10 protein-coding genes are annotated in these 13,112 nt (G+C 61.3%); 6 read left to right on the top strand and 4 right to left on the bottom strand.

The features are described 5' to 3' along the window. The first annotated feature begins 5 nt into the window (after window positions 1–5). From FHU29_RS17630 to FHU29_RS17620, 3 genes are all read left to right on the top strand, one after another. Window positions 6–5,054 carry an NAD-glutamate dehydrogenase gene (locus FHU29_RS17630; RefSeq protein ID WP_064439366.1) on the top strand — a complete coding sequence of 1,683 codons (5,049 nt, stop codon included), beginning with the start codon at window positions 6–8 and terminating at the stop codon, window positions 5,052–5,054. 74 nt (window positions 5,055–5,128) lie between these two features. Then, window positions 5,129–5,545 (top strand): acyl-CoA thioesterase, encoded by a 417-nt coding sequence (locus tag FHU29_RS17625; protein ID WP_269747832.1) that lies wholly within the window; start codon window positions 5,129–5,131, stop codon window positions 5,543–5,545. Then, window positions 5,542–6,231, top strand: a complete 690-nt coding sequence (locus tag FHU29_RS17620; protein WP_064439365.1) for a DUF8185 domain-containing protein — start codon at window positions 5,542–5,544, stop codon at window positions 6,229–6,231. Before FHU29_RS17625 ends, FHU29_RS17620 begins: the two co-directional genes overlap by 4 nt. 15 nt (window positions 6,232–6,246) lie before the next feature. Here the strand turns inward: FHU29_RS17620 and FHU29_RS17615 are convergent, their stop codons facing one another. From FHU29_RS17615 to FHU29_RS17605, 3 genes are all read right to left on the bottom strand, one after another. Then, window positions 6,247–6,648, bottom strand: a complete 402-nt coding sequence (locus tag FHU29_RS17615) for a globin (RefSeq protein WP_064439364.1) — start codon at window positions 6,646–6,648, stop codon at window positions 6,247–6,249. A 62-nt stretch (window positions 6,649–6,710) separates the two neighbouring features. Further along, complete coding sequence (locus FHU29_RS17610) at window positions 6,711–7,652, bottom strand: mechanosensitive ion channel family protein (RefSeq protein ID WP_064439363.1); 942 nt, start codon at window positions 7,650–7,652, stop codon at window positions 6,711–6,713. A gap of 36 nt (window positions 7,653–7,688) precedes the next feature. Further along, window positions 7,689–8,636, bottom strand: coding sequence for an ABC transporter substrate-binding protein (locus tag FHU29_RS17605; protein WP_423785890.1), 948 nt, complete (start codon window positions 8,634–8,636; stop codon window positions 7,689–7,691). A 256-nt stretch (window positions 8,637–8,892) separates the two neighbouring features. On the opposite strand from FHU29_RS17605, the gene FHU29_RS17600 reads away from it, so the two are divergent. From FHU29_RS17600 to FHU29_RS17595, 3 genes are all read left to right on the top strand, one after another. Further along, on the top strand, window positions 8,893–9,579 hold the full coding sequence (locus tag FHU29_RS17600; RefSeq protein ID WP_064439361.1) for an HNH endonuclease: 687 nt from the start codon (window positions 8,893–8,895) through the stop codon (window positions 9,577–9,579). 69 nt (window positions 9,580–9,648) lie between these two features. Next, window positions 9,649–9,906, top strand: coding sequence for an aa3-type cytochrome oxidase subunit CtaJ (gene ctaJ, locus FHU29_RS23885; RefSeq protein WP_439951633.1), 258 nt, complete (start codon window positions 9,649–9,651; stop codon window positions 9,904–9,906). After that, window positions 9,797–10,375 carry a DUF5130 domain-containing protein gene (locus FHU29_RS17595; RefSeq protein ID WP_260152858.1) on the top strand — a complete coding sequence of 193 codons (579 nt, stop codon included), beginning with the start codon at window positions 9,797–9,799 and terminating at the stop codon, window positions 10,373–10,375. Before ctaJ ends, FHU29_RS17595 begins: the two co-directional genes overlap by 110 nt. Before the next feature lie 70 nt (window positions 10,376–10,445). Here FHU29_RS17595 and pepN read toward each other — a convergent pair whose 3' ends face one another. After that, complete coding sequence (gene pepN / locus FHU29_RS17590; RefSeq protein WP_064439360.1) at window positions 10,446–13,016, bottom strand: aminopeptidase N; 2,571 nt, start codon at window positions 13,014–13,016, stop codon at window positions 10,446–10,448. Window positions 13,017–13,112: the final 96 nt, after the last annotated feature.

Here is a 13,112-nt window from a genome sequence, read left to right as displayed (position 1 = left end):
AAGCGATGACGGATTCCCACGTCCACTCCACTACCGGGCCTACTGCGGGTGCGGATGCGCCTCAGGAACACCCCTCCGATGCGGATATCGCTTCGCGTCTCGAACAGGACTCCTCGGGAGACCGGGATCTCACGCGCCTGTACCGAACGTACTATCGGCAAGACGCTGTCCCCTCCGACATCGGCGGGGCGCAGCGGCCTCCTGAAGGCGAGGCGGCCGATGATCATCAGCGCCGTGCCTACCGCCTGTTGCAGCGCCACCGGGAACTCGCAGCCCGCAGAACCCCCGGCACCCCGGCGGTGTCGATCTCCGCCGATGAGGCGCGCACCGGCAACGGTTCCGGTCAGTCGAACGCGTCAGTCCTCCAGATCGTCACCGACGATGTGCCCTACCTGGTGGAGTCCGTCACCGCACTGCTCGGCAGCGTTGGGATCAGCGTTGAGCAGATCGTCCACCCTGTCCTGATCGTGCGTCGGGACCACGACGGAAACCTCGTCGAGGTCCTTACTGACCACTCCACATTCGACAAGCCTGACGACGCGCTCGCTGAATCATGGATGCACCTCGAACTCACCGGTACCCCGCCTGAACTGACACAGCAGATCACTGACAGGGTCACGAAACTGCTTGGCGATGTTCGCCAGGTTGTCTCGGATACGTCGACGATGCGGAGCACGCTCGCTGATATCGCAACGGAACTGGAGTCCGGCCGCGGGATCGGTCAGGCGGAGGTCTCGGAAGCGAACGAATCAGCGGGCCTTCTGCGGTGGCTTTCCTCCGGTAATTTCAGGGTCCTTGGCTACCGTCGGTATGAAGTCACCGGCCGTGGCGAGTCTGGGCCTGATCTCGGCGTCGTGGACGGCAGCGGTCTCGGCGTGTTGCGTTCACCTGAGATGACGGACCTGCGCTTCCGCCTCTACAGTGACGCGTCGGAGGCGCAGCGGCTGCTGGTTTTCGCACAGGGACAGGCACCCGCGATGTCGCTGCGCGTTGTATACCCATTTTTTGTCTGCGTACGAATTTTCAACGACGACGACCAACTTACGGGCGAGCATCGATTCCTGGGCATTTTCACGGTGACGGGACTGCACGAGAACGTTCTGGACGTCCCAGTCCTGGCGAGTCGTGTTCAAGAAGTCCTGCGGATGGCGGGGCACTCGCCCGATTCGTTCTCTGGCCAGTCGATGCTGGAAATCATCCAGTCGTATCCGAGGACAGAACTGTTCACTGCGGACGTGCAAACGCTCTACCGGACCGTGAGTGAAGTCGTCGCTATCGGCGTGACACGCGAGTTAAGACTCTTCCTTCGGGCAGATCCCAACGGAAAGTTCGTGTCTGCTCTGGTGTACATGCCGCGAGACCGCTATCGGACCGGCGTGCGCCTAGAGATGCAGTCGATTCTATTGAACGAGTTTCAGGGATCGACGATCGACTACACGGCCCGCGTCACGGAATCCGTCGTGGCTCAGGTCCATTTCATCATCCGCATACCAGATGGGTGGACAGGTGGGAATGCGCCCGACGTGTCGGAGGAAGCCAGGCAGCGTTTGCAAACAACGCTCGGCGAAGCCACCCGCAGCTGGGAAGATTTGCTCGCCGATGAGGTGGCTCGGCAGGAGCCCACCGCGCACGCGGGACGTGCTAATCGACACGCCGGGGCTTTCCCGCAGTCGTACAAGGCTGACTTCGAACCAGTCCGGGCGATCTCCGACCTCAGACGCATCGACCGCCTCGAACCTGGCGACATCGCGATCGCGATTTACCGCAGGGAGGGCGCAGTCGATGGACGCTGGCAGCTCAGCCTATATTTGAACGGCGAAAGCGTCTCACTGAGTCACGTCCTGCCAGTCATGCAGAGCATGGGCGTCGAGGTGCTCGATGAACGTCCGTACCGGCTTACCCGATCTGACGGGGCAGAGATCTGGATTTATGACTTCAGCCTCGTCGTCGACTCGGAAACCTTGAAAACCGCCGCAGTAGCCGACCTCGACAGCGCCCTGCCAACCATCCCGGAATTCACGGACGATGGGGTCGTTCACAACGATCTCGAGCGTCGCTTCACGGAAGCGTTCGCCGCCCTGTGGGACGGACTCGCGGAAGCGGACAGATTCAACGAACTGATCCTGCGAGCGGGGGTCAACTGGCGCGAGGCGACGATGCTGCGGGCCTACGCCCGATACCTGCGCCAACTCGGATTCCAGTACAGCCAGTCACATATCGAGGATGTGCTGCTCGAACATTCGGCGAGCACCGCAGCGCTCGTGGCGCTGTTCGAAGCCACGTTCGATCCGGTCAACCACTCGCGTGAGCGCGCTGAAGAGCTCATCACCCAGATCAACGATCACCTCGACAAGGTGGTTAGTCTCGACGCGGACCGGATCCTTCGTGCGTACCTTAGACTGATCCGGGCGACGCTCCGTACGAATTACTTCGTCGCCGCACGCGACGATATCGATTCGACTGCGGGCAAGAGTCGCTACCGGGAAGTGCTGTGTTTCAAGTTTGATCCACGAGATGTGCCGGAGATCCCCAAGCCGCGGCCCCGGTTCGAAATCTTCGTGTACTCGCCCCGCATCGAAGGTGTGCACCTCCGATTCGGTGAGGTCGCGCGTGGAGGACTGCGCTGGTCGGACCGCAGGGAAGACTTCCGAACCGAGATCCTCGGCCTCGCGAAAGCGCAGGCCGTCAAGAACGCCGTCATCGTGCCAGTGGGCGCGAAAGGCGGGTTCGTGGTTAAGAAATCACCGGCACTGACCGGCGATGTTGCCGCTGACCGCGACGCTTTCCGTGCGGAAGGAATCCGCTGCTATCGCCTGTTCATATCGGGACTGCTCGACGTAACCGACAACCTTGACCAGACAACCGGCGCGGTGATATCGCCCGCCGACGTGGTGCGCCAAGATGGGGACGATACATACCTGGTGGTGGCGGCGGATAAGGGAACCGCGACCTTCTCCGACATCGCGAACGAGGTCGCGGGCAAGTACAACTTCTGGCTCGGAGACGCCTTCGCGTCCGGCGGTTCAGCTGGTTACGACCACAAAGTCATGGGCATCACGGCTCGCGGTGCCTGGGAAAGCGTCAAGCGCCACTTCCGTGAGGAGGGTCTCGACACTCAGAGCGAAGACTTCACAGTCGTCGGTGTTGGTGACATGAGCGGCGACGTGTTCGGCAACGGCATGCTGCTGAGCGAGCACATCCGACTCGTCGCTGCGTTCGACCACCGTCACGTCTTCATCGACCCGTCTCCTGACGCGGCAACGTCGTTCCGCGAACGGCAGCGCATGTTCGAATTGCCGCGCTCATCGTGGGCAGACTATGACACGTCGCTGATCAGCGAGGGTGGCGGTGTGTGGCCGCGAAGCGTGAAGTCCATACCCATTAGTCCACAAATACGAGATGTGCTGAAACTGCCGGCAGGTTTAGACGAACTATCACCGCCCGAATTGATCAGATCCATCCTCCTCGCGCCGGTTGACCTGCTGTGGAATGGCGGCATCGGAACCTACGTCAAGTCTTCCGAAGAGACGAACGCTGATTGTGGTGACAAAGCCAACGACGCGGTTCGGGTCAATGGATCTGACCTGAAGGTCCGAGTGGTCGGTGAGGGCGGCAATCTCGGTCTCACACAGAAGGGCCGCATCGAATTCGCGCAGCGCGGCGGCAAGGTCAACTCGGATGCGCTCGACAACTCTGCGGGTGTGGATTGCTCCGACCATGAAGTGAACATCAAGATTCTGCTTGAATCACTCGTTAGTTCGGGGGATCTCGCTCCGTCCGATCGCAACGGGCTCCTCGCGTCGATGACGGACGAGGTGGCAGAACTCGTGCTCGACGACAACCGTATGCAAAACGAACTGATGGGCACCAGTCGCGCCAACACAGAATCGCTGCTGCCCGTGCATGCCCGGCAAATCGCCGATCTTGAGGCGAACCGCGGGATGGACCGCGAGATCGAGGCGCTCCCGGACGAAGCGGAGATCGATCAGCGGATCAAACGCGGGGAGGGGCTCGCGTCCCCCGAGCTGTCGACGCTGCTCGCGCACGTGAAGCTGGCGATCAAGTCGGACTTGATGGACAGCGAACTGCCCGATCATGAGGTTTTTGCGTCCCGGTTGCCGGAGTACTTCCCAGAGCCGCTGAGGGAACAGTACGGTTCCGCCATCAAACAGCATCCGCTCAAGCGTGAAATCGTGACGACGATGATTGCGAACCAGGCGATCGACAATGGGGGTATCACCTTCACGTTCCGTCTCCTTGAGGACGCTGGCGCCAACACCACCGACTCGATCAGGGCTTTCGCGGCGGTGAACACGATTTTCGGTCTAACTGAGCTTTGGACTCAGATTCGTACGGCGGACATGCCAACCGAAGCTTCTGACACCCTGATGCTGGGTAGTCGCCGCCTCCTCGACCGGGCCTCGCGGTGGCTGCTCGCAAACCGTCCGCAACCACTGGCAGTGGGTGCGGAAATCAACAGGTTCGCTGCGACTGTTCGTGAACTCGGCCCGAAGGTCCCCGGGTGGCTGCATGGAAACGACCTACGATTCCTCAAGTCGCGGACCCAAGATGCTGTCGCGCTGGGTGCGCCGGAGGATCTCGCTGCACGGGTTTACGGACTTCCCCACGAATATTGCCTACTCGACATCGCGGAAGTTGCTGACCTCTCCGAGCACGAGCCCACGGAGGTTGCCGAGTTGTACTACGCGCTTACAGCACACTTAGGCATTGCTATGCTCCAGGGCGCGGTTTCGCGGCTAGAGCGCGGCGACCGGTGGCATGCCCTCGCTCGACTGGCGCTCCGCGATGACCTGTATGGTTCGACAAGGGCACTTTGCCTTGACGTGCTCGAGAACGCGGAACCGGACGAAAACGCAGCCGAGAAGATCGCCGAATGGGAGTTGTCCAACGCTTCCCGCCTCGAGCGGGCGCGCACGGCTCTCGCTCAGATCGCGAATTCAGGCACACTGGACCTCGCAACGCTGTCGGTCGCGGCGCGTCAGGTGCGGAGCATGGTTCATTCACGAAGCGTTAGGTCGGAGGCAAGCAGGTGACACAGGCGGGGGAGCGGCAGCAGACGGCTTCAACGACCGCTGGCGGCGCCCCCGCTTCGCAGAATGGCAGCAACATTTTCCGCGTGTCAGTTCCGGTCAGATGGTCGGACATGGACGTGTTCCAGCACATCAACCATGCGCGAATGGTGACGCTCCTCGAAGAGGCGCGTATCCCGTGGCTGCTGACCCCCGACCGTCCGACAGCTGAACTCGGGCAGGGCGCCGTGGTCGTGGAGATGAAGGTCCGCTACCGCGGCCAGCTTCGCCACTCGGACGGGCCGTTGCAAGTCGACATGTGGGTTGAGCGACTACGCAGTGCGGATTGGACGATTGGTTATGAAGTCCGGCCACATGGCGCCGAGAATAATGTTCCGGCCGCGGTGACCGCCTCGATCCAGTTAGCCGCTTTCGACATCGACACCCAGCGGCTGCGCAGACTTACGACCGGGGAGCGGGCATTCTTGGCGCAGTTCCTCCACACCGCGAAATGACGGAAATCGCCGGTGGCGTAGAACGTCACCTTATCCTTCGTGGCAGATCATCGCGCGCTGACCTCGGCGCGTTCCTCACCCGTGCTCTGCGCCTCGATGAATCAGCGGTCATCAGGTTCCGCAACCGCGGTGAAGGACATGTCACGGCATGGGTCAATACGGGGCTTGACGTTCTAGCTGCGCGCACTATTGAGGGACAGGCCACGCCCACGGACCTCATCACGGCGGCTGACCATCTGCTGCAGACGTTGAGGCAGACTCGTAGCGGTATCATCCATGCCGGTTACAGCATGGACTCCGCGTGGCGTGGCGCGCTACCACCAGACGGTGGCTACAGCCACGTAGATGACGTGCCGGCTCACGTTCTTATCGATCTGGCGCAGCGGGGCGCTGACCTCGCTCGTGAACACAACACCAGCCAGGGCACACCAGGATCGTTGCTGGACCAGGAAGTGCTCACGGTTCGTGGCGAAGGCGGGACAGCCGCCGTCACTATGCGAGCGGTTTTCGCGATGACAGGAATGGGTTTCATCCCGAAAGCCGACGACCCTACGACGGGCGCGGCTGGAACGGTCGATCCGAACGAAATCGTCCGAGTAAGGGCACGATCGACTTGGGTGCGCATCGACGCCCGGTTCGGTTCAGTTGCGATCAACCGGTCGAAGATTCCGCTATTTGTGCGCTGACAAGCACATCGAATGTCAGAACGGCGAGTTGACCAGCGAGTTCGCTGCCATCTCCATGTAGTCGAGCAGTTCCTTGCGCCTAGCGTCGTTCAGTGTTTCAGGCTCGATTGAAGCGATGGCGATGCGCATGCAGCGTAGCCACGCGTCGCGCTCGAGCGGACCGATCTGGAATGGCATATGCCGCATCCGCAGCCGTGGGTGGCCGCGTTCGTCCGAGTAGGTCCGGGGGCCGCCCCAATACTGTTCGAGAAACATCCGGAACCGGCGTTCAGCGGGACCGAGATCTTCCTCCGGATACAGGGGGCGAACGATTTCATCGTTCGCCACTTCCTCGTAGAAGCGCGCGACTATGCGGCGGAAGGTCTCCGCACCGCCCACCGCATCAAAAAACGTTTCGAACTGCTGCTCGCTTGCCATCACTCTCCATCATGCCTGTCTTGAGTGCGTGCCGCGAAATGGACGCGAGAACTGTGTCAACGTCACCCCTGGGCAGGCAACGTGCCCGTCGGTTCTTCCGTCGTCGCGGCCGGCTCGTCGTGAGTCACGATATCGGCGTCGGCGAGGTCGGACAGGATCCGCTGAGTAAGGTAGCGCTGGACGCCCCACTGCGAGCCTGCCCGCACTGTCGCGGTCACACGAATAGTGACCGTGTAGGCCGTGGTGGAATCCACCCCGAGCAGAGTTGGCGTCTCCAGCACATCATCGCGAATGGCATCGTCCTTTGCGGCGTTGAGCGCTGTTTGTTCCGCGATGCGGGTAGCCTTCCCGACATTAACCGGCCGTGCGAGGGCAATATCTACGACTGCTACGGCGTAACCCTGGCTGTGGTTGCCGACCCGCAGCACCTCGCCGTTCCGTACGTACCAGACAGTGCCGTTGAGGGCGCGCAGCGTCGTCACGCGCAGTCCGACGTTCTCGACAGTTCCGACGGCCTCACCGAAGTCGACGATGTCACCTACGCCGTACTGGTCTTCAAGCAGCATGAAGACCCCGGAAAGAAAATCGCGAACCAGGCTCTGCGCGCCCCAGCCGAGTGCGATACCGATAACACCTGCGGAGGCGATAAACGGCGCCACGTTGATACCGACGATCGTCAGGATCGTCAATGCAACCCAGGTGAAGAGCAGGAGGGTAACGGTTGACTTGAATACTGACGCGATGGTTTTGCGACGCTGAGCGTTGCGCTCATCCCGGCGTGCCTGATCGAGAACCTGCACGTCGCCGTTTCTGCGCACCGCGGCAGGCAGAATTCTGCGGCCGCTGCGCTTTGTCGCGCGGTCGATGAGGCGGTGTGCCACCCATCTCAGTATCAGAGCGACAACAATGTAGGAAGCGGCCTCGATCGGCTTCGCGATGAGCCACTCCCGGCTCGTCTCAGTCCATTCGAAAGCTTCTGTCACGTTTGTCAGCACGCCGACCATGGTACGGACCAGGACGAGGATGTCACGGCCCTGCTGTCAGCCTTCCTGGAGGATCTTTTCGATGTCGTCGAGGACTGTCATTCCGCCGAGTGGGCCGACTCCCGCGATCCAATACGCCTGGTCAACGAGATGCAGTCTAGGGAACTGGGCGACGCTGTTCGTGACCACATCGGGGAGGGTGCCAGGGTCGCCGGGAGTGGGGGATGTCACGACTACCAGGTCGGCTTCCGCCTGTGCGACGAGTTCGGGTGAGATGTCGATTGAAATTTCGCCGGCCCAATCTCGGTCCGGTGTTGTGAAGCCAGCGCATTCGAGGGTACTGCCAGCAAAGGACGTCGGTCCGTAGAGCGTGAGGATGTCCTCGCGCGGCCTGATGAGTTGCGCGGTCTGCCCCTCCGTGCTGAACTCCTCCCTGATTTCGGCACAGCGGTCGTCATAATCAGCGAGAAGGCGACTGGCTTCTTCGCGCTTACCGAGTGCGGTGGCCACCAAGTCGACGTTCTCTTGCCAGGGATCAGACTGTGAGGCCATGAAGACAGTGGGGGCGATGGCTGAAAGTTGCTCGTAGAATTCTCCGTGGCGTGTCTCGGTGCCGAGAATGAGGTCTGGGTGAAGTGCCGCGATTGCCTCGAGACTGGGTTCCGGAACAGTGCCGACCGCTTCGATCTGCGCCGCCCGCGGCCCGAGATAATCAGGTGCCCCGCTCGCGCTGCCGAACACGGTCGTGCCGACTGGCATGACACCGAGCGCGACAGACGTATCGAGCTGGACAGGCTCGAGAACCACAACGCGCTGTGGCTGAGCGGGCACTTCCGTCGCGCCTCGAGCGTGTTCAACGGTGCGTGCTGGTTCGCTGACCGCGCCCGTTTCGCCATTTCCGGAGGACTCAGCTGTGCACCCTGCGAGGAATGCCAGGAATGCAATCGTGATGGTGCTCGTGGTCACGAGCGTCGCTCTCGATTTGCGGACCGGTGTCCGGAGAATCACTTTTACTCCCACGTTTGTCGACGACTATGCGTAGCCTAACCTATCCTTGTTGCTCAGTAGCGCTCTGCTTGCGTCAGGAAGACTGGTCCGTGCGGCGTGCGGGGGAGCCGTCACCAAGAATTCACACACTCTTCCCAGGTCTTCCTCCGGAAAATTGCTGCGCAATCGTGGTCCGACAGTGTTCACTTGGGGCAGTGTCGCGGTCGCCGCCTGGCGGTCTCTGGCGAACGATTCACAGCACGGGAGGCCTGAGATGGCGAAGAGGAGTTCCAACAAGGTCCACCACCGACAACTCGTGCCCGGCGTCACCCCGAATGAGTGGGTGCCACGGGCTATTCACGGTGACCATTTAGCGATCGCGCACGAGTCACCCCCACCCGCAGAAGCAGTGCCCGAGGCGCAACGCGCACCGATGCGAGGCTGGGCGTCACGGCGCGTGCTGTTGCTCAACGCCAGCTACGAACCCCTCACCACTGTTCCGGTCCGTCGCGCGCTGGTCCTCATGCTCCGGAATCGTGCTGAAATGCTCCACTCCGATCCGGCGGGCACGGTCGTCCATTCAGCGGGGCGCCAACTGTATGTGCCGTCTGTCATCCGTCTCACGGTCTACGTGCACGTCCCTTACATAGCTCGTGTTCCCCTCACGCGCGCCGCCCTTATGCAGCGCGATCGATTCAGGTGTGGCTACTGCGGCGCAAAAGCGGACACGATTGACCATGTAGTCCCGCGCAGTCGCGGTGGCGAGCATGTCTGGGAGAACTGTGTCGCGTGTTGTGCGCGCTGCAATCACAAGAAAGCCGATCGGCTGCTCAGCGAACTGGGCTGGTCACTGCGTACCATTCCGCGACCTCCCGCCGGACGGCACTGGTACCTGGTATCGAAGATCGACACGTTCGACCCGGTATGGGGGGATTACGTTCCGGCGCTCGAGAGCGCCTGATTGCGACTTTTTACCGACCCGGCGACAAATCCATGAGGCGCTTCGACTACCGTTTTAGGGGTGAGCCCTATGGAGACCATCCTTGTATTCGTTGTCATTCCCGCAGCGATTTATTTCCTGCTGGGCGTGATACCGATGATGAAGAAGCCGCTTCGTCCCGAGCCGTACCAGCTCGGTGATCCCTGGCCTTACGGACCGGTGTGGTGGAGTGCCGTCGATGAACATGGCCATGGAGGCCATTCAGGACACAGTGGACACAGTGGACACGGCCATCGCCCCGAATCCGGAGCGCACCCGATTGGAGGATCTGCAAGTGCAACGTGGTGAGATTCTGGTTCCTGCAGCACCAGTAGTCGAGAATCTTCCGCTGGGAGCGGCGCAGACCTCGAGCGGACGCATTTCGGCGGTACGGTTCCTCGACGAGCCAGTCGAGAAACTCCCGTTCGACAAGGACGACCTCATCCGGCTTGATGATGCGCTGACCTTCGGTACGCGCACCACCGGAGTCAAGTTCACCATCTACCTCGGTGAGCTTGGAGATAACGCAAACGACCGGGCATTCGATCTGCTGGACAGCCTCGATGATCCTGACCACAGTGCGCTGATTGCGGTGTCACCAGGTGAACGGAAGATCGAAGTGGTGTCCGGTGCTGGAGTGGTCGGCAAGGTTGGCGATCGCATCTGCCAGCTTGGTGTCACCGCAGCTGTTCCCGCGTTCCGCGAGGGCAAGCTGATCGACGGCCTCGTTGCTGCAGTGAAAGTGATGTCGGCGGCGGCACGTCCCGTCGGTCACTGACGTCTCGCACGCATTAATTTAGGTGGCCACTCTCGTCTGAGGGTGGCCACCTAAAGTATGTCGGGATAGGTTACTTCGCGTCGAATTCGCGCGCCCGCAGTGACCGTTCGATGCCTGCCCGTCCCTCAAGGACCAGTCGGCGCAACGACGGCGGGTGGTTACCTGCCAGGAAGTCGTCTGCCTTGCGCAACGCCTCCTTATTAATCGCCCATGACGGGTAGAGGCCGATCACAATGGTCTGGGCAACCTCGCTGGTTCGGGTCTTCCAGATTTCCGGAATGACCTCAAAGTAACGGTCAACGAACGGGCTGAGCAGGTCCGCCTGTCCGGGCTGCGAGAAGCCGGCGATCATTGCGCGGGTGATCGTGTGCGACAGCGTGGGATCGCTGACCACGCGCGACCAGACGAAGGCCTTCACCGCTTCCTGGGGGCGCATCGCTGCTGCCTGCGCACCCTGCCTGGCGCCAGCTGCCGTCGCGTCACGCTTGATCTCTTCATCGATCATTGGGGACTCCGGACCGTCGCCATCGATGACACCTGCCGCGGCGAGCGCCTGGATGAGGCGCCACCGTAGATCCGTATCAACGACAAGTCCGCGCAGACCTTGAGACTCAGGTGCGCCTTCGAGGACGGCCGACAACACCTGCGTGTGCTGCGGTGACAGCTTCGCAGCGGTCAGGGCATTGACGTAGGCGAGCTGATGATCCGAGCCTGCCTCTGATGTGCGGGCGAGGTCGAGGAGACGATCTGCGAATTCCGGCCAGCCCGACTCCGTTGCCCAGCCAGGTTCCGCGTATGACGAAATCGCTGTGGCAGCCTGCAGCAAAAGCCGCTGCACAACTCCGATCTCCGACTCTGTTTCGAGGCCGCGCTGCACAAGCGCGATGAAGTCCCGCGCGCGCATCTCCGCATTTCGTGTCATTTCCCACGCGGCAGACCACGCGAGCGTGCGGGGCAGCGGATCCGCTATGTCGCCGATCCGCGATATCAGCGTTGACAACGAGTCTTCGTCGAGCCGAACTGAGCAGTATGTGAGGTCGTCGTCATTGACGAGAATGAACTTTCCGCGTGACACGCCTGTGAGCTCAGGGACGTCGGTTGATTCACCGTCGATATCAAGCTCGACACGGTTGACGCGGGTCAGCTTTCCTGAGCCGTCATCGTCGTACACGCCGACTGCTAGGCGGTGCGTCCGAGTCTCACCCGCCCCCGGCTCGGCGCCGGACTGCCGCACGGCGAACGCGGTGAACGTGCCGTTGTCGCCGACTGAGAATTCGGGGCGAAGTGTATTGAGTCCCGTCGTCTTAAGCCACTGCGCGCCCCAATCCGAGAGGTCACGTCCAGAAGCCGCCTCAAGGGCGCGCAGCAAGTCGGAAAAGGTCGCATTGCCATAGGCGTGCTCACGGAAATACGAGCGCAGACCCTCGAGGAAGCTCTCGAGCCCGACGTAGGCAACGAGCTGCTTGAGGACACTCGCCCCTTTGGCGTACGTGATGCCGTCGAAGTTGACCTCGACGGCTTCAATATCCGGAATATCAGCAGCGACAGGGTGCGTGGAGGGCAGTTGGTCCTGGCGATAGGCCCACGATTTCTCGACGTTGGCGAAGCTTGTCCACGCGTTCGTGTACTCAGTGGCCTCTGCTTGGCAAAGCACCGAAGCGAAGGTCGCGAACGATTCGTTCAGCCACAGGTCGTCCCACCACTCCATGGTGACGAGGTCGCCGAACCACATATGCGCCAACTCGTGGAGCACGGTTTCCGCTCGTCGTTCGTAGAGGTAGCGCGTGACGCGGCTCCGGAAGACATAGTCCTCGAGGAACGTCACGGCACCCGCATTCTCCATCGCACCGGCATTGAACTCGGGGACGAACAGCTGGTCGTACTTGCCGAACGCGTAGGGGACTCCAAAATTGGCGTGATAGAAACCGAAACCCTGTTTGGTTTCGGTAAACAGCCGATCGGCATCCATGTGTTCCGCTAGGGAGCCGCGGCAATAGATGCCCAACGGGATCTCACCGTGCTCGTCGCTGTAAGTGTCGGACCACTTCGCGTACGGCCCAGCGATGAGGGCTGCGAGGTAGGTGCTCATCCTGGGGGTGGCCACGAACTTGCGGGTGAGCCCGTCCCGGGTGGCCTCCGCGCCGTTCGAAATGACTTCCCAGTGGTCCGGTGCAGTGACGGTGAACTCAAATGTCGCTTTTAGATCTGGCTGGTCAAAGCAGGCGAACATGCGCTTCGCGTCTGCCGTTTCGAACTGTGAGTAGAGATAGACCTCATTGTCAGCGGGATCGACAAATCGGTGCAGGCCCTCGCCGGTGTGCGAATACTCAAAGTCCGCGTCAATCTCGAGGAGATTCGAGTCAGCGAGGTCATGGAGCGGAAGGCCGCTTGATTCCTCGTACGCTGATGTGTCGAGAGCCGACCCATTCAGCGCTGCACTGTGGATTTTCGCAGCTATCAGGTCGATAAAGGTCGACGCCTCAGGAGTTGCCGAAAACCGCACCGTCGTTTTCGTCCGGAATGTATTTTCTCCTGGCGCGCCTGAGCCGTCCGTGAGGTCAATGTCAATGGCGTAACTGTCGACTTTTATCAGCCCGGCGCGGGTGCGCGCCTGTTCGCGAGTCAGGTTTGGTGCAGCCACGTGAGATGCCTTCTTGTTGGGGACCGGTGATTGTTCATCCCATCATGCTCTGATGAGAGCTTCTCGGCACGTGCACCGTGCGGGCGTGGCGTTCTG

It is taken from the genome of Hoyosella altamirensis (genome assembly GCF_014191505.1).
GTDB classification, from domain to species: domain Bacteria; phylum Actinomycetota; class Actinomycetes; order Mycobacteriales; family Mycobacteriaceae; genus Hoyosella; species Hoyosella altamirensis.
The sequence above is the reverse complement of the archived record's forward strand: the minus strand, read 5'-3'. Positions and strand labels throughout refer to the sequence as shown.

Coding starts and splice junctions, on each gene's coding strand:
- FHU29_RS17595 (WP_260152858.1), top strand. CDS start 9,797: ATGAACATGGCCATGGAGGCCATTCAGGACACAGTGGACACAGTGGAC.
- ctaJ (WP_439951633.1), top strand. CDS start 9,649: ATGGAGACCATCCTTGTATTCGTTGTCATTCCCGCAGCGATTTATTTC.
- FHU29_RS17610 (WP_064439363.1), bottom strand. CDS start 7,652: ATGGTCGGCGTGCTGACAAACGTGACAGAAGCTTTCGAATGGACTGAG.
- FHU29_RS17620 (WP_064439365.1), top strand. CDS start 5,542: ATGACGGAAATCGCCGGTGGCGTAGAACGTCACCTTATCCTTCGTGGC.
- FHU29_RS17630 (WP_064439366.1), top strand. CDS start 6: ATGACGGATTCCCACGTCCACTCCACTACCGGGCCTACTGCGGGTGCG.
- FHU29_RS17615 (WP_064439364.1), bottom strand. CDS start 6,648: ATGGCAAGCGAGCAGCAGTTCGAAACGTTTTTTGATGCGGTGGGCGGT.
- FHU29_RS17600 (WP_064439361.1), top strand. CDS start 8,893: ATGGCGAAGAGGAGTTCCAACAAGGTCCACCACCGACAACTCGTGCCC.